Source organism: Flavobacterium sp., assembly GCF_013822155.1.
Classification (GTDB): Bacteria; Bacteroidota; Bacteroidia; order Flavobacteriales; family Flavobacteriaceae; genus Flavobacterium.
Map to the genome: position 1 here is coordinate 1 of NZ_PNJW01000015.1, position 25,582 is coordinate 25,582.

General features: G+C 33.6%; 21 protein-coding genes and 1 tRNA gene. 11 read left to right on the plus strand and 11 right to left on the minus strand.

Annotation, left to right across the window (positions count from 1 at the left end; genetic code table 11):
* The coding region (locus tag C0512_RS05735) for a mechanosensitive ion channel domain-containing protein (protein WP_290859639.1) at positions 1-1,265 on the plus strand (1,265 nt) is incomplete at its 5' end.
* 12 nt (positions 1,266-1,277) lie between these two features.
* Positions 1,278-1,904, plus strand: a complete 627-nt coding sequence (locus tag C0512_RS05740; RefSeq protein ID WP_290859641.1) for a hypothetical protein — start codon at positions 1,278-1,280, stop codon at positions 1,902-1,904.
* A 45-nt stretch (positions 1,905-1,949) separates the two neighbouring features.
* On the opposite strand, the gene C0512_RS05745 is transcribed toward C0512_RS05740, so the two are convergent.
* The 3 genes from C0512_RS05745 to C0512_RS05755 all read right to left on the minus strand — a co-directional run bounded on the left by C0512_RS05745 (position 1,950) and on the right by C0512_RS05755 (position 4,550).
* Positions 1,950-2,579, minus strand: coding sequence for a Crp/Fnr family transcriptional regulator (locus C0512_RS05745; protein WP_290859643.1), 630 nt, complete (start codon positions 2,577-2,579; stop codon positions 1,950-1,952).
* Positions 2,580-2,687: 108 nt separating this feature from the next.
* Positions 2,688-3,950 carry an FAD/NAD(P)-binding oxidoreductase gene (locus C0512_RS05750; RefSeq protein ID WP_290859644.1) on the minus strand — a complete coding sequence of 421 codons (1,263 nt, stop codon included), beginning with the start codon at positions 3,948-3,950 and terminating at the stop codon, positions 2,688-2,690.
* A gap of 144 nt (positions 3,951-4,094) precedes the next feature.
* A complete protein-coding gene (locus tag C0512_RS05755; protein WP_290859646.1) occupies positions 4,095-4,550 on the minus strand; it encodes a DUF1801 domain-containing protein in 456 nt (151 codons plus the stop codon).
* A gap of 94 nt (positions 4,551-4,644) precedes the next feature.
* Between C0512_RS05755 and C0512_RS05760 the strand changes: the two genes are divergently transcribed.
* From C0512_RS05760 to C0512_RS05770, 3 genes are all read left to right on the plus strand, one after another.
* A complete protein-coding gene (locus tag C0512_RS05760) occupies positions 4,645-5,403 on the plus strand; it encodes a dienelactone hydrolase family protein (protein WP_290859647.1) in 759 nt (252 codons plus the stop codon).
* A gap of 38 nt (positions 5,404-5,441) precedes the next feature.
* Positions 5,442-6,464, plus strand: a complete 1,023-nt coding sequence (locus C0512_RS05765) for a M28 family metallopeptidase (protein WP_290859649.1) — start codon at positions 5,442-5,444, stop codon at positions 6,462-6,464.
* A gap of 185 nt (positions 6,465-6,649) precedes the next feature.
* Entirely contained in the window at positions 6,650-9,169 is a 2,520-nt protein-coding gene (locus C0512_RS05770) for a cation-translocating P-type ATPase (RefSeq protein WP_290859650.1), read from the plus strand.
* A gap of 17 nt (positions 9,170-9,186) precedes the next feature.
* Here C0512_RS05770 and C0512_RS05775 read toward each other — a convergent pair whose 3' ends face one another.
* From C0512_RS05775 to C0512_RS05795, 5 genes are all read right to left on the minus strand, one after another.
* Positions 9,187-9,519: a YegP family protein gene (locus tag C0512_RS05775; protein WP_290859652.1), complete on the minus strand. Its 333-nt coding sequence runs from the start codon at positions 9,517-9,519 to the stop codon at positions 9,187-9,189.
* A gap of 133 nt (positions 9,520-9,652) precedes the next feature.
* Positions 9,653-9,728, minus strand: a tRNA-His gene (locus C0512_RS05780).
* A 95-nt stretch (positions 9,729-9,823) separates the two neighbouring features.
* Positions 9,824-10,540 (minus strand): bacillithiol biosynthesis deacetylase BshB1, encoded by a 717-nt coding sequence (gene bshB1, locus C0512_RS05785; protein ID WP_290859703.1) that lies wholly within the window; start codon positions 10,538-10,540, stop codon positions 9,824-9,826.
* Positions 10,541-10,554: 14 nt separating this feature from the next.
* A complete protein-coding gene (locus tag C0512_RS05790; RefSeq protein WP_290859654.1) occupies positions 10,555-11,580 on the minus strand; it encodes a chorismate-binding protein in 1,026 nt (341 codons plus the stop codon).
* A gap of 4 nt (positions 11,581-11,584) precedes the next feature.
* Entirely contained in the window at positions 11,585-12,010 is a 426-nt protein-coding gene (locus C0512_RS05795; RefSeq protein WP_290859656.1) for a PaaI family thioesterase, read from the minus strand.
* 136 nt (positions 12,011-12,146) lie between these two features.
* Here C0512_RS05795 and C0512_RS05800 point away from each other — a divergent pair, with 136 nt between their 5' ends.
* The 6 genes from C0512_RS05800 (at position 12,147) to C0512_RS05825 (ending at position 22,484) form a co-directional block, all read left to right on the plus strand.
* Positions 12,147-13,712, plus strand: coding sequence for a hypothetical protein (locus C0512_RS05800; protein ID WP_290859658.1), 1,566 nt, complete (start codon positions 12,147-12,149; stop codon positions 13,710-13,712).
* A gap of 46 nt (positions 13,713-13,758) precedes the next feature.
* Positions 13,759-14,400 carry a DUF1579 domain-containing protein gene (locus C0512_RS05805; protein WP_290859659.1) on the plus strand — a complete coding sequence of 214 codons (642 nt, stop codon included), beginning with the start codon at positions 13,759-13,761 and terminating at the stop codon, positions 14,398-14,400.
* 135 nt (positions 14,401-14,535) lie between these two features.
* Positions 14,536-18,189: a phosphoribosylformylglycinamidine synthase gene (gene purL, locus C0512_RS05810; RefSeq protein ID WP_290859660.1), complete on the plus strand. Its 3,654-nt coding sequence runs from the start codon at positions 14,536-14,538 to the stop codon at positions 18,187-18,189.
* Positions 18,190-18,529: 340 nt separating this feature from the next.
* Positions 18,530-20,197, plus strand: coding sequence for an LTA synthase family protein (locus tag C0512_RS05815; RefSeq protein ID WP_290859661.1), 1,668 nt, complete (start codon positions 18,530-18,532; stop codon positions 20,195-20,197).
* A gap of 54 nt (positions 20,198-20,251) precedes the next feature.
* Positions 20,252-22,027 carry a long-chain fatty acid--CoA ligase gene (locus C0512_RS05820; RefSeq protein WP_290859662.1) on the plus strand — a complete coding sequence of 592 codons (1,776 nt, stop codon included), beginning with the start codon at positions 20,252-20,254 and terminating at the stop codon, positions 22,025-22,027.
* A 73-nt stretch (positions 22,028-22,100) separates the two neighbouring features.
* Positions 22,101-22,484 carry a hypothetical protein gene (locus C0512_RS05825; protein WP_290859664.1) on the plus strand — a complete coding sequence of 128 codons (384 nt, stop codon included), beginning with the start codon at positions 22,101-22,103 and terminating at the stop codon, positions 22,482-22,484.
* A gap of 128 nt (positions 22,485-22,612) precedes the next feature.
* Here the strand turns inward: C0512_RS05825 and C0512_RS05830 are convergent, their stop codons facing one another.
* The 3 genes from C0512_RS05830 to C0512_RS05840 form a co-directional block, all read right to left on the minus strand.
* Positions 22,613-23,710, minus strand: coding sequence for an OmpA family protein (locus tag C0512_RS05830; RefSeq protein WP_290859665.1), 1,098 nt, complete (start codon positions 23,708-23,710; stop codon positions 22,613-22,615).
* A 298-nt stretch (positions 23,711-24,008) separates the two neighbouring features.
* Entirely contained in the window at positions 24,009-24,833 is an 825-nt protein-coding gene (locus tag C0512_RS05835; protein ID WP_290859666.1) for a hypothetical protein, read from the minus strand.
* An 18-nt stretch (positions 24,834-24,851) separates the two neighbouring features.
* Positions 24,852-25,313, minus strand: a complete 462-nt coding sequence (locus C0512_RS05840; RefSeq protein WP_290859667.1) for a GNAT family N-acetyltransferase — start codon at positions 25,311-25,313, stop codon at positions 24,852-24,854.
* Between the last annotated feature and the right edge of the window lie 269 nt (positions 25,314-25,582).

Below are 25,582 nucleotides of genomic sequence, written 5' to 3' on the forward strand. Positions count from 1 at the left end.
CATGGTTTTTAGTATTTATCGCTTCAACTTCCATATTATTTGGACTATATACTCTTAAAAATCGTAAAAAATGGGATAGCGAACTAATGAATTGGATTGTTGTCCTGATGATAATTTTAGAAGTAATTGGAATTGTGTTTATGATTTTAGGCAATTATAATTTTGCAAAAGTCTTAATAACCATAGGACTTTACAATATCTTTATTGCCATTATGCTATTGAGCACTTTTCATTTAACAAAAGATATTGGTTTATACTCAGAATACCTGAAGGATTCCGATGAGGAAAAAAAATTAAATTTAAAAACAATTGAATACCACAAAATAAGCAAAAAATATGTCTTTTTATTTGTATTAGGATGGTTTATACTTGTTGCACGAAATACATATTGGTATCAAAAAATAATATCTCCTTTTGAATTAGAATTCTCTAAACCCAGAAACATAGGCGATTTTAATTACACCTACAACAGTGTCTTTATTTTCTTTATGGTACTTGTTATTTCGACATTCATTTCAAAAATTGTTTCTTTTTTAGCTTCAGATAAAAGACAAAGTTTAACGAACGGAAAAACAAATAAAATAGGAAGTTGGCTATTACTTATTAGAATTTTAATTATTTGTATTGGTATCATTATTGCCTTTTCTTCGGCTGGAATTCCAATGAATCAATTTACAATTATCATTAGTGCGTTGAGTGTTGGTATTGGTTTCGGTTTACAAACCTTGGTAAACAACCTTGTGAGTGGAATTATAATTGCTTTTGAAAAACCCGTAAATCTGGATGATATAATCGAAATTGGAGGGCAAACCGGTCAAATGAAATCGATTGGTCTACGAAGCAGTGTTGTGACCACTTATGACGGTGCAGATGTTATTATTCCAAATGGAGATTTACTCAATCAACACATGACGAATTGGACCATGGGAAGTGCCAAAAGACGTTATGAAATAAATATTGGGGTTGCTTATGGAACCGATTTAAAATTAACAAAATCACTTATTGAAAATGTGTTAAGCGAACATGCTTTAGTACTCAAAAATCCGGCTCCCATGGTATGGTTTACTATTTTTAATGATAGTTCAATCGATTTTACTATCAAATATTGGGTTCCTCATTTTAATTATGGTAATGATGTGAAAAGTGATTTAATTATTGCAATTGACGAAATCTTTAAAGCAAATAATATCGTAATTCCTTTTCCTCAACAAGATATACATATCCAAAATATGAAATTTAACGAATCCAATGAACCTGAAATTTAAATTACTATAAACATGAAAAAAACAGCATTTCTATTTTCATTTCTAATTTTAATTAGCTTGAATGCTTGTAAAAATAATTCGGAATCAACTAAAATCATCAACTCTTCAACAACAGAAAAGAAAATTGAAGTTATCGACCCTAATCCTTCTGATAGCATTCCTGCAGAACTTTATGGCATAAATTCTTCCAATGGTGAAACCGCACAATTAGTTCGCTTGACTTTACAAGAAATCTACAAAGAGGATTTGTCAAAAAATAGCATTGATGAAATTAGTAAAAAGTTTATTTTTTTTGAATTTGATTTGAATGAAGATGAAAAAAAAGAAATATTTGTTGGACTGATAGGTTCCTATTTTTGCGGCACTGGAGGATGCACACAATACATTTTAGACTATAATGGTATTGTTATTTCCAAATTTACAGTTTCAGATTATCCAATTGTGATTGACACTAATAAGTCAAATGGATGGAGAAATTTATTTATTCCAAGTGGAGGTAAAAACAGAATTTTAAAATTTAACGGTAAATCTTATCCTTCAAATCCATCTCTCGAACCGGAACTTAAAGAAATTCCGGGTGATGGATTACCAAGAGCTTTATTTTTTATGAATGAACCCTACCCTTGGTTTAATTTTTAATAATGGTTAAAAAAGATGTATACAGTAATTAAATTATTTTAATAGTTATTTCAATAGTTCTATAGAAGCTCGGTGTAATTTAATTTTATTGTCATTTTCCAACGCTTTCAATAATCGGGAAACAACGACCCTAGAAGTATGTAAATCATAAGCAATTTCTTGATGGGTTGCATGAATTTCTTTGGAATGATTAATTTTAGATTTGTCAAACAAATAATTCAATAATCTTTCATCCATTTTCATAAAAGCAAGATTATCAATTGCTGAAAGCATTTCTTTTAAACGGTTATTATAACTGTTAAAAACATAGTTTCTCCAGCTTTTATATTTACCCAGCCACTCTTCCATTTTGTGAACCGGAATCATAATTACTATTCCTTTTGTTTCAGCTACGGCACGTATTTCACTTTTGGTTTCCCCCATACAACAGGCCATAGTCATCGCACAAGTATCCCCTTTTTCTATAAAATAGAGTAACAATTCTCCTTCATCAAAATCTTCCCGCAATATTTTAATGGCTCCTTCGATTAGTAAAGGCATTTTTTTGATATAATCACCAAAGTCAATTAATATATCACCTTCACTAAAATCTCGCAATAAAGAAACTTCAGCAATTTCTTCAATTAACGCCTCCTCAAAAATAAAACCATAAGTTTGTTTCAGTAAGTCCTTCATTTGAATACAAAATTTTGTAACTGTAAAATTGAGAAAAATAAATCATATAAACATAAAAAAGACAAAACTGTGGTGGTTTTGTCTTTAGGATTTAGGATTAATTTAGTTTTAAACATTTTCACCTTTCATCATTTTATTCCAATACAAATAAGGTAACATATACTTTTTAAGCATCCATAATCGCCAATGCGGTTTGTTGCTAGAAAAAACTAACATTTGTTTCAACTTTGGGTCCGGTGTAAATTCGCTTTTATAATTAAACTCTGCTAAAATCATTTTTCCATATCCGACTACTAAAGGACAAGAAGAATATCCTAAATAATCTTTATTATCAGCTGTTTTATTTTTTAACACCTTCAAAATATTGTCTACTACCACCGGAACTTGTTTTCGAACTGCTGCTCCGGTTTTTGCAGTTGGTAATCCGGCCACATCACCTAATCCGAAAATAGTAGCATATTTTTTATGTTGCAAACTATTTAAATCGACATCTAACCAACCTGCATCGTTTACTAATACCGATTCTTTAACAAATTTAGGAGGAGATTGTGGTGGAGCTAAATGTAAAAAGTCAAATGGAATTTCCATTATTTCATTTCCGGTGTGTTTCTCTTTCAGAATATTGTTTTCATTGACAACACATTTATTTTCACCTGCACTAACCTCCTTAAAATAGACAACTTTATTTGCAACATCAATTTTAATTGGAGCGTAAAACGTTTTAAGATGAATATTATAATTACCTATAACCTGCATTAAAGCATCTGCGATAATTTTCACTCCAAAAATAACAGAACCCGGTGTGGCAAAAACAATATTTGTTTTATCTGAAAGTCCTTTTTTTCTAAAATAATCTGCGGCCATATAAGCGGCTTTTTGTGGAGCACCGCCACATTTAATTGGAGTTGTGGGTTGAGTAAACACGGCATTTCCACCTTTAAATGCTTTCAAAAGTTCCCATGTTTTTCTGGAATCAACATAATTACTACAAACAACACCTTTTTCTAATCCTTCTCTTAAACCTTCTATTCCATCCAAATCATTAACGAGTCCGGTAGCAACTACTAAAATATCATACGAAATCGTTCCGTTTTCTTTCGTTGAAACTGTTTTTGATTCCGGATTAAATTCTGTTGCAAAATCTTGAATCCAAGTTGCTTTTTTAGGAATTAAATCTTTTGTAAAACGAATTGTTTTTTCAAAATCATACGTACCCGCTCCTACCAAAGTGAAAGCCGGTTGATAATAATGTTTATCCGAAGGTTCTATAATTGCTATATCTAATGAAGAATCCTTTTTTAAAAGTTGAGCCGCTGTCATAATACCCGCAGTACCTCCTCCAATTATTAAAACTGTGTGATGTGAAGCCATTTTTATTTTTTTAGAACAGTAAAAATAATGGAGTGCATTTTATTTAAATGTAACAAAAGTTACAAAAATCAGATTTTACAAATAAATACAGTAAAAAAATAGAAATAGTATAATAAAAAGACAGAATAAATGAAAAATAAATAATTATGATCTAAATTTACTTTCATATATCGAAATCCACTCTAAGACGGAAATTTTGGTCAATAATTCACCTATTAGTTCAAAAGGAATATGTTCAGGTTTTTTAAACCGAATACAACTTTTTCCCATGTCTAATCTAGCCTTGCTGTGTTTAGGATACTCCGACACAAACCAATCATACAAGTCATTGTCCGCATATATTCCCATATGATAAATATTGATAGAATTTTTTTGAGACGCCATTCCAAAAAATGGCAATGGCTGTTTTGGGTCACAATGATAACCTTTTGGATAAATGGAATGTGGAACAGCATAGCCTAACATACCATAACCCATCATTTCCTCAAATCCTTCGGGTAAATTCATTTTTATAATTTGACGAAGTTTTAACATGGCTTCTTTTCGCTCTTCCGGAAGCTCTTGAAAATATTGGTCGGGGGTTTTTGCAGCTGATTGCATCGATTTAATTTTTTATAAAATTAGAAAAATCTATCGAAAAATAGAATAGTAATTCTTTTTATCTCGAAATTTGAATAAAATTAAAAATAAAATTATGAAAAAGCTATTCGTGTTTGCTATGTTGTTTCCAATAATTTCTTTTGCTCAATTGACTTCAAAAACCTATAAAGATGGTGAGCAAATTTTAAAAGGTTTTGCTGGTGTTCCTAAAAAATCCTCAAGTAACAAACCCGGCATTTTAATTTTACCCGCTTGGATGGGTATTGATGAACATTCTAAAGAAGTGGCTCAAAACCTAAACAACCTTGGATACTATTCATTTGTTGCCGATATTTATGGTGAAGGAAATTATCCTTCTACTACCAAAGAAGCCGGTCAACAGGCCGGTTATTACAAAAACAATGTTGCCGATTATCAACGACGTATTCAATTGGCATTAGACCAACTAATTGACGCGGGAGCCAACAAAGATAAAATTGTAGTGATTGGTTACTGTTTTGGTGGAACAGGTGCATTAGAGGCTGCTCGCGGAAAATTAAATGTAGTTGGAGTTGTATCTTTTCATGGAGGTTTAGGCAAAGCTGAAAATCGTATAACTGATGAAATTAAACCCAAAGTTTTGGTTTTACATGGAGCTGATGACCCTTTTGTTCCTGAAAAAGAAGTACTTGGTTTTCAAAAAGAAATGCAAGAAGCAAAGGCAGATTGGCAAATGATTTTCTATTCCGGTGCGGTACATTCCTTTTCACATAAAAATGCAGGAAATGATAATTCAAAAGGATCGGCTTATAATGAATTGGCTGATAAACGTTCTTTTACTCATTTTTTAACTTTCCTAAAAGAAATTTTATAAATACACATTTGTTATATTTGTCGCTCAAATAATTGAAAATGAAAAAAATACTGTTTAGCATTTTTATATTAGCCTTACTAATTTTAAGTTGCTCATCTAATAAAAATACAGCTAATGACTATAATCCGACCGATTATATGAATACCATCAAAGCTAAAAATTTAAGTAAACACCTCTATATTATTGCTTCTGATGAAATGGAAGGTAGAAATACCGGTGAACCGGGACAGAAAAAAGCCGGCGAATACCTTATCAATCATTACAAATCAATTGGAGTTAACTTTCCAAAAGGTGCTACAGAATATTATCAACGTATTCCTTCTGAATTTTTCAAAAAACAATTCAGTCCTAAATTAGGAGATTCTGAAAACATTTGGGCATTCATCGAAGGTTCTGAAAAACCAGAGGAAATTTTAGTTATCTCGGCTCATTATGACCATGTTGGCATGAAAAATGGTGAAGTGTATAATGGTGCAGATGATGATGGCTCCGGAACAGTCACTTTATTGGAATTAGCTGCCGCTTTTCAAAAAGCAAAAAAGGATGGAAAAGGTCCGAAACGTTCCATCTTATTTTTACATGTTACCGGTGAAGAACATGGTTTACATGGTTCTCGTTTTTATACTGAAAATCCGTTATTTCCGTTAGCCAATACCATTGCTGATATTAATATTGACATGGTTGGTCGACGTGGTTATGGTAAAGAAGCAAACGATAATTATATTTATGTAATTGGTTCTGATCGTTTAAGTTCCGACTTACACAATTTGTCGGAAGCGGCTAATTCCAAATATATTGGGATGCAATTAGATTATACTTATAATGATTTAAAAGACCCAAACCGATTCTATTATCGCTCTGATCATTACAATTTTGCTAAAAATGGAATTCCTTCTATTTTCTATTTTAACGGTGTGCATGATGATTACCACAAACCAACAGATACACCTGATAAAATTGATTATACCTTATTAGCCAAAAGAGCTCAATTAGCTTTTGTCGTAGCTTGGGAATTAGCCAATAATCCGGAAAGACCTAAAGTGGATAAAGACGGAAAATAAAATCGTAACAAATAAAATAAGTTTAAGTGTCTGATTAATTTCAGACACTTTTTTTATACAACTATATTAATAGTTTGCATTAATTCAATTGTACTTTAAAAGATAAATCAACATTCTAATCACTTAAAAAGTTGTAAATTTATAGAATCTTTTTTTCCTTATAAAAAGGTATTAATAGTATTATCATGCCTGAAAATAAGTTTATAACAACAGGATTAAATGACAACGAAGTCAAACAATCCAGATTAAGTCATGGCGAAAACAACCTAACTTATAAAAAAGAAAACACTTTTTTAGATGCAATAAAAAGTCTGGTAGGTGAACCAATGGTTTTGTTGTTATTGGCTACTTCACTCATTTACTTTTTAAGCGGTCAGGTTGGCGACGCTATTTTTTTAGCTGTTGCGATTGTTTTAGTTGCGACCATATCGTTGTACCAAAACTCCAGAAGCAAAAATGCCCTGGCAAAACTCAAAGAAATTACGCAACCTAAATGCAAAGTTATTCGCAATGGAAATACGATAGAAATTATCAATGAACAATTAGTTATCGGTGACCTTATCGTTTTAGAAGAAGGTTCTTCCATCAATGCCGATGCAGAAATCGTACAATCCAATGATTTTTCAGTCAACGAATCTATTTTAACGGGCGAATCGCTTGCCGTTTTTAAAGACATAACGCAAGAAGATTGTTTTGTATTTAGTGGAACCACCGTTGCCAGCGGAATGGCTCTAGCTAAAGTGACAGCTATTGGAAACAAAACTAAATTAGGAGAAATTGGCAACAGCTTGGAATCCATTGAAGAAGAAAAAACACCATTGGAAATTCAAATTACACGATTTGTCAAGCAAATGGTTTTGGTTGGAGCGATAATTTTTCTAATCGTATGGGGAATCAATTACTACCATACGGCAAATGTTTTAGACAGTTTATTAAAAGCATTGACATTAGCCATGAGTATTTTACCGGAAGAAATACCGGTAGCTTTTACAACTTTCATGGCGTTAGGAGCTTGGCGATTAATGAAAACGGGAATTATCGTAAAACAAATGAAGACCGTTGAAACCTTAGGAAGTGCCACTGTAATTTGTACCGATAAAACCGGAACTATCACAGAGAATAAAATGAGTTTGGTGCAACTTTATAATTTCTCCGAGAAAAAGATGGTTACCGCTGAAAATTTTACTGAAACTAATTCAAAAAAAGTAATTGAAACAGCCATGTGGGCAAGTGAACCCATTCCGTTTGATGCTATGGAATTAGCTATTCATGAAAGTTATCAAAACACACACCATGAAGATAATCGTCCAAACTATAAAATGATATTTGAGTATCCTTTGGATGGAAAGCCTCCTATGATGACACATATTCATAAACATTCAAATGGTAATCGCGTTATTGCTGCAAAAGGTGCTCCAGAGGCAATCTTATCAGTCTGTAAACTTTCTGAAATAGAAAAATCAGCCATTGAAAAGGCTGTTTTTTCGATGGCTTCTCAAGGATATCGTGTTTTAGGTGTGGCAAATTCTGATTTTAGTGGTGATGATTTTCCTAAAAAACAACAGGAAATTTCTTTTCATTTTATCGGTTTAGTAGCGTTTTATGATCCGCCAAAAAAAAATATTCAGCAAGTGTTTGAAAAATTTTATAAAGCAGGTGTTGCCGTCAAAATAATCACAGGGGATAATGCTATAACTACTCAAGCTATTGCCACACAAATTGGTTTTAAAGGAGCTGATAAAAGCATAACCGGCGATGAGCTAATGCAACTTTCTGATAAAGAACTTCAAAAAAGAGTCATGGAAATAAACATTTTTACACGAATGTTTCCAGAAGCAAAATTAAAAATTATTAATGCCTTAAAAAATGACCAACAAATTGTTGCTATGACAGGAGATGGCGTAAACGATGGTCCTGCATTAAAAGCAGCACATATCGGCATCGCTATGGGCAAAAAAGGGACAGAAATTGCAAAACAAGCCGCTTCTTTAATTTTAGTTGATGATGATTTATCTAAAATGATAGACGCCATTGCGATGGGACGAAAAATTTACACCAATTTAAAAAAAGCTATTCAATATATCATTTCTATTCACATACCAATTATATTAACAGTATTCATTCCGTTAGCTTTAGGCTGGATTTATCCAAGTATTTTCACACCACTTCATATTATTTTACTTGAATTAATAATGGGACCAACCTGCTCCATTATTTTTGAAAATGAGCCAATGGAAGAGAATACAATGATTCAAAAACCAAGATTTCTTTCAACCACTTTTTTTAATGTAAATGAGTTAACAATTAGTATCATACAAGGATTAGTCATCACTTTGGGAACATTATCCACTTATCAATTAGCTTTATATTTTGGGTATAGCGAAACTATTACACGAAGTATGGTTTTTACAGCTTTAATCAGTGCTAACATCTTTTTAACGCTTGTTAACCGATCTTTTTATTATTCCGTATTAACAACATTGAAATATAAAAACAACTTAGTTCTTTGGATTATTGGATTAACAATTACATTGACTGCTCTTTTAATTTACATCAAACCATTTGCTGTCTTTTTCGGATTTACAAAATTGCCCATTCAACAATTAGTTACCAGTATTGGAATTGGTTTTATATCAGTTATTTGGATAGAAGGAATCAAACTTTATAAACGAAAAAAAAGCCCTGATAATTCAGAGCTTCGTTAAAATATAGCATCGTAATACTATTCTAATTCTTCTTTCACATCAGCATCCGGAGCATTTTTAGCGACAGAAGCAATTCCATTTTCACGTGCTGCTACTGACTCATACATTTCACTGTTTCCAATAATTTGTCCGTTGGTTGCTTTTAAATTGAAATAAGGTTTCCCGTTTTTAGCTTCCAATCGATCAAAACGTGCATCCACTTGTGAATTTTTACGAACTGACTCAATCCCATTTTCACAAGCTGCTTTTGTTGAATAACCTTCACTACCTAAAATTATCTGTCCGTTACCGGCTTTTAGTACAAATTGAAATTCTCCATTTTTTCTTTTACTGATTACAAATGATCCCATAATGTATTGTTTTTTTAATTTATAAATTTATCCAACTACTAAATTAATAAGATTTTTTAACATTTCATAACTTTATGATTGAATTTTTTTACCACAAAAAAAGCCTCGAGTTTCCTCGAAGCTTTGCATTTCTGGGTGAAAGACGGGTCTCGAACCCGCGACCTTCGGAACCACAATCCGACGCTCTAACCAACTGAGCTACAATCACCATTTATTTTACGAACTGACCTTAATTGAATAAGGCTTCATTTGCGAGTGCAAATATAGTGCAATCCTTTAATTTTGCAAAGATTTTTTTTATTAATTAAATCAAATCACCTAAGCTACTGACAGCCAAATATCTTTCCACAGTAAAACCTTCCGCAAAATCGGTTCCAATTAATCTTCCTAAGTCTTGCGAGCGGTATTTAATACTTTCCAAAAAGTTTTTTGTTGCAATTGGCGTCACCGGTTCATCGGTATTCGGATTATAAAACTGAGAATCATAAGCCATAATCGCTTCCATTTTTTTGTCCATAAATCCAGTAATATCTACTACAAAATCAGGTTCAATAGATTTCCATTGAATATAATGATAAACTAATTTGGGTCGCCAAGCTGCTTGAATATTACCTTCTAACATTGTTTCCACTTTCTTTAAACCTGCTAAAAAACAAGAATCTGAAATCAACTTACTTCCTTTCGCATGATCAATATGGCGGTCATCAACGGCATTACACAAAACAATTTCCGGTCTGTACTTCCGAATCATTTCAATCACTTGCAGCTGATGTGCTTCGTCATTCACAAAAAATCCATCACGCATTTTAAGATTTTCTCTCACTGTAACGCCCAAAATTTGTGCTGCATTAGTTGCTTCCTGAAAACGGATTTCAGCAGATCCTCTAGTACCCAATTCTCCTTGCGTTAAATCAATTATTCCAACCGATTTTCCCAAAGAAACTTCTTTAGCTAATGTTCCGGCACAGCCCAATTCCACATCATCAGGATGAGCTCCAAAAGCAAGAATATCTAATTTCATCATTTTTTATTGCGTTAAAGTATTGTTCGCATCGTCATCGACTTATGCTCTGTTTCAAAAAATTCTTTTTCAGGATTACTGTCGGCTGTTATTCCACAACCTACATAAATAATCGCTTTTCCATCCTCTATTTTCATACACCGCAAATTTACAAAAAGATTTGCAGTGGAAGTGGTTGTATCCCAAAGGCCGAGATAACCGGTGTAGAACTCACGATTATAATTTTCATTTTTTAAAATAAATTCCAAGGCCGATTCTTTTGGAAATCCACAAACAGCCGGTGTTGGATTCAACTGATTAAGAATCGTTTTAATATTTTCATCGGAATACACATTTCCGGTAATCGTTGTTTTCAAATGAACTAATTCTCCCGCTTCAACCGTTGTTGGCTCAGCAACTTTTAACGTTAATACTTCTTCATGTAAACATTCTAAAATAAAATCCGTAACCACTTGTTGCTCATGTTTTTCTTTAGCTGACCAATCTATAAAATCAGCTTTTTTTTGCGTTCCTGCTAAGGCTACCGTTTCAAAATTGTGATTTGTAACTTTCAAAAGTTGTTCCGGTGAAGCACCCATCCAGCATCCAATTTTCGGATGATAATAAACATAACAAAATGCAGATGGATAGCGTTGCACCATTTTATAAAAGGAATCAACACAATCCACATCGGTTTCAACTACAATAGAACGAGACAAAACTACTTTTTCAAAAAAGCTTTCTTTGATTTGTTCAACTGCCAAAGTTACTATTCGTTCAAAATCTTGTTTTTCACTTTCAATAAACGAAATTTCAAAAGGTTCAGATTGAATCGCATTGCCTTTAAAATCTTCTTCTATAAAAACAGAGTTATCATTTGGAATTACCAGTACTTCCTTTGAATTAAAAGAAGCAATAATAAATCCATCTTGCTCTTTAAATTGGTAAACAGTATCGTTTGTTTGTAACAAAGCACAAACTTTTTTGCTATTAGGCAATGCATAAAGCACGAAAGGTAATTTATTGCTAAGTTGTGCATTTACTTTAGATAAAACACTCATAAATTTATACTTTTCTTGGTAAAATCATATTAGTCAATTTACAAAGTGAAATTAATTTATCCTCCTCATCTGTAATTTTAATTTCCCATAAATGAATACTTCTGCCTTGGTGAATTATCCGAGCTGTTCCATAAACTTCTCCTTCACGTTTACTTTTCAAATGATTTGCAGAAATTTCGATTCCTCTTACTTCTTGTTTTTCAGGATTTATATATAGGATGGAAGCAGCACTTCCTACACTTTCCGCTAAAGCAACAGAAGCTCCACCATGTAGCAATCCCATTGGTTGATGAACATTGGGGTTTACCGGCATTTTAGCTTTTAAAAAACCTTCCCCGGCATCTATAAATTCTATTTCGAGTGTTTCCATTAAGGTGTTTTTGCTCCATTCGTTGCACTTTTGCAACACTTTTTCTTTATCAAAAGCCATTTTTTACATTTTTGGTAAAATTACTAAAGAAATATAGAATTTAGTCGCTCCTGATAAACTAAAATCATTTTTTAATCGTTTAAAGAATAGTTTTGTCAATTCAATTTATTCGTTAATTTTACCAAAAATCAGGCTCATGCGTAATTCTCTTTTTCTACTATTTATTGTCTTTGCCATCTCTATTACTTCTTGTCGAAACGACTTTGAATTTGAACCAAGTACCGGTGGATTAGAATTTTCAAGAGACACTATTTATATGGATACGGTTTTTACTAATGTTAGTTCAAGTACGTATACCTTAAAAGTGTATAACAGATCGAACAAAGACATCAGCATTCCTCAAATTAAATTGGGAAAAGGATTAGAATCTAAATACCGAATGACAGTAGATGGCATGGTGGGAAATAACCGAATTTTTGAAAATGTGGAAATGCTTGCTAAAGACAGTATGTACATTTTTATTGAAACTACCGTTGATATTGCAGAAGCAAATCCTTCCGATTTTTTATATACCGATCAAATTGAATTTGGTTCCGGTTCAACACTGCAAAAAGTAGAATTAGTTACGTTAATTCAAGATGCTTATTTTCTTTATCCACAACGTTTTGATGATGGAACAACCGAAACATTACCCATTGGTGATGAGGAAGTTTATGGATTTTATTTAGACGAAAATGACCCAACAAATGGTAATGAATATGTTTGGAATAATTCAAAACCGTATGTAATTTATGGATATGCCGCAGTTCCGGCAAACAAAACATTAACCGTTCAGGCCGGTGCCCAAATTCATTTTCATGCCGATTCCGGATTAATTGTTGGCGAAAACGGTTCTATTAAAGTGAATGGTTTACCTTCAAATAATCCTGAAAATCTACTTGAAAATCATGTGATTTTCGAAGGTGATCGCTTAGAACCTTTATATGACGATGTTCCCGGTCAGTGGGGAACGATTTGGCTCACGCAAGGCAGTAAAAATAATGAATTTACCAATTGTCTTATTAAAAATGGAACAGTTGGAATACTAGTAACAGGCAACACAAACTTAGCTAATCCTGAAGCCGATGTTAAGTTGAAAAACGTGCAAATTTACGACCATTCTAACGTAGGTGTTTTAGCAAGAACCGGTTACATTACCGGAGAAAATGTCGTCATCAATAGTGCCGGTCAAGCGGCTTTAGCATGTTCTTATGGAGGAAAATACAACTTCAATCATTCAACCTTTAACAATAATTGGCCCAGTTCAAAACAAGTTTCTGTTTTACTGAATAATTATATCGAAGGGGCCGTTCCCGAAATTCAACCGATGGTAGAGGCAACTTTTACTAATTGTATTATCTACGGTTATAATCAAATTCAAATGATTATTGATAGTAAGGATGCTGAAGTTTTTAACTATAAATTTGACCACTGTTTGATTAAATTCAATAATGTAAACAATGTTTTTACAAACAATCCATTATATCAATTTTCTACAGATACAGAACATTATATTAATTGTTTAATTGCAACAAACTCAGCAGTATTCAATCCCGACTTTTTTGATATAAATTCAAATCAGTTAATTATTGGTGCTGATTCAGCTGCTATAGGTCAAGCTAACTTCAGTTTTTCTTCCGGCACATTTGATATCCTAGGAAAACCACGAATTTCACCTGCTGATTTAGGTGCTTATAATTTTGTTGTTTTTGAAGAAGATTAACTTTTATTTCATAATTTTACTAAACTAACCTTAAAATAATAAAATTATGAAACTTAAATTTTTATCAATTATTGCGATTATTTTGTTTGTTTCTTGTGGAAAAAAAGAAGAAACCAAACCTGAAACTACCACAGCTAAAGATACAACCGCAGTGGAAGAGATAGCCGTAACCGTTCCTGATTCAGCAACGATAGCAAAAGCATGGGAAGATTATATGACTCCCGCAGAACAACATAAAATGCTTGCTCTTGAAAATGGTACTTGGAACGAAGAAATGACTATGTGGATGGAACCGGGAGCTGAACCGATGAAAAACACCATGACAGCTGTTTCAAAAATGATTTATGGTGATCGTTATCAAGAAACTGTTCACAAAGGCGATTTTATGGGAATGCCTTTCGAAGGAAAAAGTACGTTGGCATTCAACAAAGCTTCACAAGAATATACTTCTACTTGGATTGACAACATGAGTACCGGAATTATGGTTATCAGCGGAAAATATGATGAAGCTACTAAAACCATAAATTTCTCCGGTACAACGGTAGATCCGGTTACTAAAAAGGAAAAAACAGTTCGTGAAACATATACCATTGTGGATGAAAACACCCGTAAAATGGAAATGTTTGATGTTGATTACAGCGGTAAAGAATACAAAAGCATGGAAATCATGATGACTAGAAAAAAATAGTTTAACTAATTTTTTTAATACAAAAAAGACTGTCTTCACAGTCTTTTTTTTGTTTACAACTCTTGCATAAATATACTTTGAAACTATCAATTTTAGATGTAAATTTGCATCTACAACAACACAAATAATTTTACTATGATTCATTTCTTCGGAAACGAAAGTGCTACTGTTTTTGCCGTTCAATCGCAAAACGAACTTTCGGCTCAGGACATCTCAAAATTAAACTGGCTTTTTGGCAATACAAATAAAATAGAAAAATCCGTCCTTACGGATTTTTTTGTTGGACCACGTGCCGCAATGGTCACCCCTTGGAGTACCAATGCTGTAGAAATCACTCAAAATATGGGGATTTCCGGAATCATTCGTATGGAAGAATTTCATAAAGCTGAAAGTAACGATACTGATTTCGATCCGATGTTATTTCAAAAATACAGCGAATTACATCAGGAAATTTTTACCATTAATATCCAACCGGAATCCATCAAAGAAATTGATGACATAGCCGCTTACAACAAAAAAGAAGGTTTATCTTTAAGTGAAGAAGAAGTCAATTATTTGAATACGCTAGCCATAAAACTAAAACGGAATCTAACAGATTCTGAAGTTTTTGGTTTTTCTCAAGTAAATTCAGAACATTGCCGTCATAAAATTTTCAACGGAACATTTGTGATTGATGGTGAAGAAAAACCTTCTTCCCTATTCAAATTAATCAAAAAAACAGCTGCCGAAAATCATAACGATATTGTTTCAGCATACAAAGATAATGTTGCGTTTATCAAAGGACCAACTGTAGAACAATTTGCTCCTAAAAGTGCCGATAAAGCTGATTTTTATCAAACCAAAACATACGATTCGGTTATTTCTATTAAAGCTGAAACGCATAATTTTCCTACAACGGTTGAACCTTTCAATGGTGCCGCTACCGGTTCAGGTGGAGAAATCAGAGACAGACTTGCCGGTGGACAAGGTTCACTTCCATTAGCTGGAACTGCGGTTTACATGACTTCTTATTCTCGCTTGGAAGAAACCCGCCCGTGGGAAAATGCCATGAATGAACGCAAATGGTTGTATCAAACACCTATGGATATTTTAATCAAAGCATCCAATGGAGCTTCTGATTTTGGAAATAAATTCGGTCAGCCTTTAATTACAGGGTCAGTTTTGACTTTTGAACACGAAGAAGAAGCAAGAAAACTTGGTTTTGATAAAGTAATCATGTTAGCAGGTGGTATTGGCTACGGAAAAGCCGAACAAGCCCAAAAACACGAACCAAAAATTGGCGATAAAATCGTAATTTTGGGTGGCGAAAATTATCGAATCGGAATGGGTGGAGCAGCCGTTTCCTCCGCTGATACCGGAGCTTTTGGTTCAGGAATCGAACTAAATGCCATCCAACGTTCTAATCCGGAAATGCAAAAAAGAGCAGCCAATGCTATTCGAGGCTTGGTAGAAAGTGATGAAAACCCAATTGTTTCCATTCACGATCACGGTGCAGGCGGACACTTAAATTGTTTATCAGAATTAGTAGAAGCGACAGGTGGATTAATCGATTTAGACAAATTGCCTGTTGGCGACCCTACCCTTTCTGCCAAAGAAATTATTGGTAATGAAAGTCAGGAACGCATGGGATTGGTAATTGGACAAAAAGAGGTTGACATACTACATCGAATTGCTGATAGAGAACGTTCCCCGATGTATGAAGTAGGAGATGTTACCGGAGACCATCGTTTCACGTTTAAATCAAAATCAACCGGAGCTAAACCGATGGATTTTGAATTGGATGATATGTTTGGAAGTTCCCCCAAAGTAATAATGAATGACACTACGGTAGATAGAAATTACACCGAAATTAACTATCAAGAATCTGAATTTACTACCTATTTAGAACAAATCCTTCAACTTGAAGCTGTTGCTTGTAAAGATTGGTTAACTAATAAAGTTGATCGTTGCGTAGGAGGAAAAGTGGCCAAACAACAATGTGCAGGACCGCTACAATTACCCTTAAACAATGTCGGTGTAATGGCATTGGATTACAAAGGAAAAGAAGGAATTGCCACTACCATTGGGCACTCCCCAATCTCGGCCTTAATCGATCCGAGAGCAGGAAGTAGAAACGCCATTGGAGAAGCTCTTTCCAACATCGTTTTTGCTCCCTTGAAAGACGGCTTAAAAAGTGTTTCGTTATCAGCAAACTGGATGTGGGCTTGCAAAAACGAAGGTGAAGATGCTCGTTTATATGAAGCCGTAGAAGCTTGTTCGGATTTTGCAATCGAATTAGGAATCAACATTCCAACCGGAAAAGATTCGCTTTCCATGAAGCAAAAATATGCCGATATGGAAGTAATTGCTCCGGGAACGGTCATTATTTCTGCTGCCGGAAATTGCAACGATATTACTAAAGTAGTGGAACCGGTTTTACAAAAAGATGAAGGTTCAATTTACTATATTAATTTATCTCAAGACGAATTTAAATTAGGTGGTTCTTCGTTTGCTCAAGTGAGAAATGCCATCGGGAAAGAAACACCAACCATCAAAAATGCTGCATTCTTCAAAAAAGCATTTAATGTAATTCAGGAATTAATTAAAAATGATGAAATTGCTGCCGGTCATGATATTGGTAGTGGCGGATTAATTACCACTTTATTAGAAATGTGTTTTGCCGATAATCAACTGGGGGCTAAACTTGATTTTACAGTTTTCAGTCAAAAAGATATATTGAAAATACTTTTTGCAGAAAATATTGGAATAGTTCTTCAAGCAAAAGATGATGTCATTTTTGAATCCTTTTTAAAGGAAGAAAATATTGAGTTTTTCAAGTTAGGCAACGTCGTTGAGAATAATTGGTTAGAAATAGGAAACTGGAAATTAGACATTTCTAAATACAGAGACGATTGGTTCAAAACATCCTATTTATTAGACCAAAAACAAACCAAAAACGGAAAAGCAGCAGCAAGATTTGCAAATTATAAAATGCAACCTTTAGCGTATTCATTTCCCACTCATTTCACAGGTCAAAAACCAAGTATTGACGATTCAAAACCTCGCCCAAAAGCCGCTATTATTCGTGAAAAAGGAAGTAATTCTGAACGTGAAATGGCTAACGCCATGTTTATGGCCGGTTTTGATGTGAAAGATGTACACATGACCGACTTAATTTCCGGGCGGGAAAACTTAGAAGAAATCCAATTTATTGGAGCAGTAGGTGGGTTTTCAAATTCAGATGTTTTGGGTTCTGCCAAAGGTTGGGCGGGAGCCTTTTTATACAACGAAAAAGCAAAAACAGCGTTAGATAATTTCTTCAAACGAGAAGACACTCTTTCAGTCGGAATTTGTAATGGTTGCCAATTGTTTATGGAATTAGAAGTCATTAATCCGGAACATGAAATTCACGGAAAAATGCATCATAACGATAGCCACAAACATGAAAGCATTTTTACTTCCGTAAAAGTTCAGGAAAATAATTCCGTGATGCTTAAAACATTAGCCGGTACAACATTAGGAGTTTGGGTTTCGCATGGTGAAGGAAAATTCAAATTGCCCTACGAAGAAAGTCAATACAACATTGTGGCCAAATACGGTTACGAAAATTATCCTGCAAATCCAAATGGCTCCGATTTTAATACTGCCATGCTGTGCGACAAAACCGGTCGTCATTTAGTGATGATGCCACACATTGAACGTTCCACTTTCCCTTGGAATTGGGCTCATTATCCAAAAGACAGAAACGATGAAGTTTCACCTTGGCTAGAAGCGTTTGTGAATGCTCGTTTGTGGATTGAAAAACATTAAGTAAATATAAATTTTTTCTAAATTTTTGTACAATATTTTAAAAGCTATATTTGCTTCATAAAATAGAAAAATGAAAAAATTTGTATATCTTAAACCTATCCTATCCTTTTTCTGCTTGGGGTTAATTTTTACAACTCTAAGCAGATTTTTTTTATTTTTTATTTTTAATGAAAGAATAATCGAAACCGAAAATTATTGGTATATATTTCCAATCGGATTGCGTTTTGATATCATTTTATTGAGTTATATTTCCTTTTTACCCTTATTAGTAATAAGTTTTATTACAGAAAAAAATATAAAATATATACAAAAACCATTAAACTTTTATTTCATATTTTTTTTGTTTTTAATTCTGGTTACAGAATTAACTACGGCTAATTTCATAAGCCAGTATGATACACGACCAAATCGAATCTTTTTAGATTATTTAATTTATCCCAAAGAAGTTTTTGGTACTTTATTAAAAAGTTATTTACCCTCTCTTATAATTATTGGAATTTTACTTATTGTTGGAATTTATTTTGGTGTTAAAAAAAGTAAGACATTATTCCTCATCAAAGTGGTTTCATTCAAAACAAGGTTATTATTATTTCCTGCCATTTTATTTCTGTTATTTTTAGGAGCACGGTCGAGTTTAACATCTAAAAGACCTATCAATGCCAGTAATGCCGTTTTTTCAACAGACCAAATGACAAATTCATTAGGATTAAATTCTCTATATACTGTTGGATTTGCAGCTTATTCCATAAAGAATGAAGAAAACGTCATGAAAATGTATGGAACAATGGAAATCAATGAATCATATCAACGTGTAAAAAAATACATGACAACAGATACAAATAGTTTCACCTTTGACAGTATTCCGTTATTACATAGTAACAAATCAGATACTATTTCAACTAAAAAATATAATGTGGTCATCTTTTTACAAGAAAGTTTAGGAGCCGAATTTGTAGGCTCTCTGGGAGGACTTCCTTTAACTCCTGAATTTGATAAACTAACAAAAGAAGGTTTACTTTATACAAATTTATATTGTACCGGAACAAGAAGTGTTCGAGGTATTGAAGCTGTAGTAGCCGGATTCCCTCCCACTCCTTCTGAAAGCGTGGTAAAATTAAGCAATTCTCAAAAGGACTTTTTTACACTGGCTACTGCTTATGGAAATGAAGGATTTAACACCAGTTTCATTTATGGAGGAATGGCTAACTTTGATAATATGGCCTCTTTTTTCAATGGTAATGGTTTCAAAAACATTATCGATGAAACTGATTTTGATTCAGATAAAAACAAGTATGCTCTCAAAGGAACTTGGGGTTATTCAGACGAAGATTTAGCTACAAAAGCAAATCAATATTTTAAATCATTAGGAGATAAACCTTTCTTTTCCATGATGTTTTCAACATCAAACCATGAACCTTTTGAATTTCCTGATGGTAGAATTCAATTGTATGACAAAAAGAAACAAACAGTTAATAACGCTATCAAATATGCTGATTTCAGTATCGGTAAATTTATAGAATTAGCCAAAAAGGAAGCCTATTTTAAAAATACCATTTTTGTAATTATTGCCGACCATAATACCAGAACCTATGGAAAAAACTTAATACCAATAAAAAAATTCAGAATTCCTGCCTTAATCATTGGTCCAAATGTACCAAAAGGAGAAATAGTTGATTTACAATCCAGTCAAATTGATATTCCGCCAACAATTTTAAGTTTTAGCGGATTAAAAACTGAAACACCGATGATAGGACGAAGTCTATTTGAAATAACAAAAAATTCTAAAGGTAGAAGCATGATGCAGTTTCATGATAATTTTGGTTTTAGAGTGCAAAATGAAATTGTAATTTTACAACCAAAATCTAAGCCGGTTCAATTTAAAGTGATAAATGACAGCATATTAATACCCTCTAAATTGGATACAGAATTGGCCAAAGATGCTTTAGCCCACCTAATTGTTGCTGAAAATCTATATAAAACAAAAACCTATAGACTAAAAAATAAATAATTAAATATGATTATTAAATTAAGTTACTTATTTTAGTATCAAAATTATTTAATAATGATTACTATCACCCGTCTTTTCGACTTTCCATACTATCAACTTGAAAAAAACAACATTCCTGATTGCTTTGTTACTAAATATAATGGTGAATGGGTAAAAACCTCAACCCAAGAATACATAGATAAATCAAATACTATCTCGAGGGCTTTATTGCGTTTAGGTGTCAATAAAAATGATAAAATTGCCATCATCACTTCAGCCAACAGAACCGAATGGAACATCATGGATATTGGTTCTCTTCAAGTAGGTGCACAAACTGTTCCTATCTATCCAACTATCGCTCCGGAAGATTACCAATACATTCTAAATCATTCTGAATCAAAGTATTGTTTTGTCTCAGATAAAGTTGTTTTTGATAAATTAAACAGCATAAAACAGAACGTTCCCTCATTACAGAAAGTCTTTTCTTTCGATGAAATCGAAGGATGTAATAACTGGAAAGAACTGTTGGAATTAGGTGCCGATACAACTAACCAAGATGTTGTAGAAGACCGAAAAAACAATGTAAAACCAGAAGAATTAGCCACCATTATTTATACCTCAGGAACGACAGGAAGACCAAAAGGAGTAATGCTTTCTCACAATAACATCGTTTCAAATGTGTTGGACAGTGCTCCCCGAATTCCGTTTAAAGAAGGCACCAGTAAAGCATTGAGTTTTCTACCCATTTGCCATATTTTCGAGCGGGTTATCTTATACATCTATCAATATTATTCTGTTTCGGTTTATTTTGCAGAAAGCATTGATAAATTAACAGTTAACCTCAAAGAAGTGCATCCCAATGTAATGACTGTTGTTCCTCGACTTTTAGAAAAAGTTTACGACAGCATCCATGCAAAAGGAACCGATTTAAAAGGAATTAAAAAGCTACTGTTTCTCTGGGCAGTTACCCTCGGATTAAAATATAAACCCTACGGCGAAAATGGTTGGTTCTACGAAAAACAACTTGCCATTGCCCGAAAACTAATTTTCAGTAAATGGAAAGAAGGATTAGGCGGTAATTTAGAAGTCATGGTTTGTGGTAGTGCGGCCTTACAACACCGTTTATCCCGCATTTTTGCAGCTGCCAATATTCCGGTTATGGAAGGATACGGACTAACCGAAACATCGCCGGTGATCAGTGTAAATGATATGCGAAACGGACTATTCCGTGTGGGAACCGTTGGAAAACTCATTAAAAATGTAGAAGTAAAAATTGCCGAAGATGGTGAAATCCTTTGCAAAGGACCTAACGTTATGATGGGTTACTACAAAGATGAAACCTTAACGAATGAAGTTATTAAAGAAGGCTATTTTCACACCGGTGATATTGGTGAATTTGACGCCGATGGGTTCCTTAAAATTACCGACCGGAAAAAAGAAATGTTTAAAACTTCCGGTGGTAAATATATTGCTCCACAACTTATTGAAAACCGCATGAAACAATCCTTTTTTATGGAGCAGGTGATGGTCATTGGTGATGGCGAAAAAATGCCGGCTGCCTTTATTCAACCTAATTTTGGCTTCGTACGTGAATGGGCTCATCGTCATGGTTTCGAAATTACGGGAACAAATGAAGAACTTATTGCAAATCCAAAAGTAATTGAGCGGTTCCAACAAGAAGTTGACCATGCCAATGAAAAATTTGGGAATTGGGAAAAAGTAAAACGCTTTGAACTCACTCCCGATGTTTGGTCCATTGAAGCCGGACATCTTACGCCAACCTTAAAACTTCGTCGTAAGATTGTGAAAGAAAAGTACCAACATTTATACGATAAAATATATAATTCTTAATTTTTTATCCTTTTATTTAACAGTTGTTCAATCTTTTTTATAAATTTATAGTTCTAACCAAAAACATTTATTTATGAAAATGAAAAACTTTTTAGTAGCCGGAATTGTTGGCGGAATTGTCGACTTCCTTTTAGGATGGGTATTCTATGGCATGTTATTCAGCGATCTTTACCCGGAAGGAGAAAACATGAACTTGATGTTCATTGCCTTGGGTTGCCTTACGTATGGACTCTTCATGGCTTATATTTTTACGAAATGGGCAGGAATTAAACATGCTTCTACCGGAGCAAAAGCAGGAGCAGTTATTGGATTTTTCTATGCGTTATCCATGAATTTCTATATGTATTCCTCTAGGGAAGTAAACTATCAAAATATTGTAATTGATGTTGCCATTACTATCGTCATGAGTGCTGCTGTTGGAGCAGTTATTGCTATGGTGAATGACAAATTAAAATAATCAAACACTACCTTTTTTAATTAAAAACTCCCTTAGCGGGAGTTTTTTTTATGCTTTAAAATACACCTACTATCTTTTGTTCAGATGAATGTATAACTATACTGAACATTATTGTTTTTATAAAGAAATTAAAGTTTAATAAATTCAACCCGTCTATTTTTTGCTTTGTTAAGTCCGGTATCGTTTGGAGCTAAGGCTTGACTTTCTCCTTTACCATCCGTTTCCATTCGGGATGAATCAATTCCAAATGATTTAGTAAGTTCTGTTTTAACTGAAATTGCTCTGCGTTTAGACAAGTTTAGGTTGCTGTTGTCATCTCCATCACTGTCTGTATGACCGATGATTTTAATTTTAACGGTTGGATTATCTTTTAACACCTGAGCAATCTCTTTGATTGTAGCATAAGATTCCGGTTTAATTTTATCTGAATTAACATCAAATTGAATACCATAACTCACTAATTTACCTTCTGTGATTAATTTGTTTCTCATATCCGGTAAACCTGCTGCGATACGGAAGTTTGAAATCAATGGATTAATTTCATCTGAGGTTTGTATTCTGAATATATTATAAACGTATCCTTCTATTAAACCTCTGGGCAAATCCAATACTTTTTTATCATTGGCATACATTCGAATCCGTTGTTTTTGAATCCAAAAAGCAACATGATATTTTTCTCCCGTCATGAACATAAAACTGGAATTACCATTGTCTTTATATCCTTCATTACTTTCTGACCAATTCGTCCAATTAATATTTTCATAATCTGCAGTCATGCTGGTTCCTGCTTTCCCGGGGATAGCTCCTCCTTCGTTCGGGTTATTTAACGTTCCGGAAACAAAAAGAAATTGCATATTGAATAAATAATTTACACCTTCAATAGTAGTAGAGGGAATTAAATCAAACTCTACCGTAAAATTATCTGTAAACTTCTCTTTAGCTTCCGGAATATAATATCCTCCACCTATAAACTGAAACCATCTACCTGGAAAATTATTAACTGTCACAATTTCACCACTGCTATTGGTATTCCATTGCACCGGAAAATCGCCAACATTCTCATTGGTGAAATCATCATAAAAAACAACCTTTTCGCCAGGAATAAAATCAAATTTTGAAGTAATAACATTGGCACTCGATTTAGTTTCTTGTGCAAAAAGCAACGGGGCAAAAAATAACCCAAACAAAAGGTTATGTAAAACGGATTTAACAATTGTTTTTTTCATGTTTTTATAGTTATAAATGAATATGCACAGCTAGTCAGTATACAACCCAATGAATTGAAAGTTTGTTGAATTCCGGAAAGTTTATTGAAATAATCGGTTTTCATCAACCTGAGCAACCCATTTCAATCCAACTTTTTTCATCCCAATTTTTTCAAGAAGATGGAAAAAATTGCACCCTTAAATTTACGACATTTTGATGAATTCTAGGTAATTTATAACTTGTTTTTTTTGAAAAAAGAATGCTATTTCTCCTCTAGGTCAGGAGATTATACTAAAAATCGGAAGTGGTTTATTTTCCTTATTTTGCTGCTGCTGCCCTATCCCAATCCTTTCGGGTCATGGTGTAAAGGGTTTCGGTGTCCAGCATAAAAACAGTTACCTGTTTATCACTCAGTACAATGTGTTTTTTCCATTCTACAAAATCTTTGTAAAGCAAGAGTGAACAAATATCTGTGGCATCAATGAAGTCACTGATTACGTTGGTGTGTGTCGTTTCAATCAGCTTGTTCTTTCTGTTACCTGATTTTGCTTGTAAGCGAATTAAGGAATGATGAAACTTCTCTTCAGAGACAAACTTATTGTTGTTGTTGTAATGTAAAAGGTAATCATTACCTAAGGTGATCTCCCCTTTCTTTTTTGAGGCCGTTATCACATACACTTTTCGTTCATTTTTACTGAACACGGGTATGTAACTCATAGCCGTTTCATCATAAAACTTATAAAAACCGCTAATGTTTGCTTTTACCCTTTTCTTTGCATTCTGACGCATTTCTATTAATATTTTCTCCAAAGGTTCTGTGGTTCTGTTGCGGGTGTCAATGTGCAAGGGCTTTTTTGTTGGCAAATTTTCAAACTCATAGCGAACCAATATCTGAGACGTATCACGTCCGTAAAAGATGGTAATCACATTGCCTTGGTCATTGAAATAAGACAAGTATCCGGCTAAACTATCCTGCTTTGATTTGAATCGTTCTAGAAAGTCATCAACGCCATACCACGCGGCTTTCTCCAAACGGTATAGTTTCTTTCCTTCTTCTAACACCTTATCCGTTTCATTATTTTGGGAAAACCCCAGTAAGGTTAACATTAAAACAAACGGTAATATTCTTTTTTTAAACTTCATAGCCTATTAAATAAAACGTTAAGGGGTCAATAATTTATTAAAACAAATGCTATTTTCTACTCCAACATACTGTCCATAATTTGGTATGATATGGTAACCATTCCGTTTATAAAGTGCGATGGCTTCCGGTTGCTTGAATCCTGTTTCTAACACACATTCTTTGTAACCCAACTCTTTACACCAGGCTTCCAACTCAACTAATATCTGCGAAGCGATTCCTTTTCCACGTTGAGATAAAGGAACAAACATCCGCTTTACTTCCATGGTCTCTGCATTGTATTCTTTAACGGCACCGCAACCCACGGGCAATTGGTTTATATAACCAACTACTACATGATTTATTGTATCTATTCCGTTAAACTGAGCATAAAACGAATGCTCTTCACCATCTCTGATTTTCAAATCTTTGTCTAACTCAACCACCAAGGCTTTAAAGTCCGGGTCGTTTGAAGTAGTTCGTTTTAATACTAGTGTGGACATAACTAATTTACTCTTTAATAAACTTGGTGTTGAAACCGCCAAAGGATTTCTGCCATTGAATGCCCGGTGCTTGAGCAAAACAAGACACGGAAAACAAACTAATTAACATCACAATCTTTTTCATACTGCAAAGGAAGGTAACTTATTTTAATTATTTTCACTTTTAGTGGTGGTTGTATTCCCCTTAAATAGTAGAAATGAGCACCCCTTGTGAGAGCAAATATAAAATAAGATTTAAGGTAAACATCATTCTTTTTGGTAGAAATAAC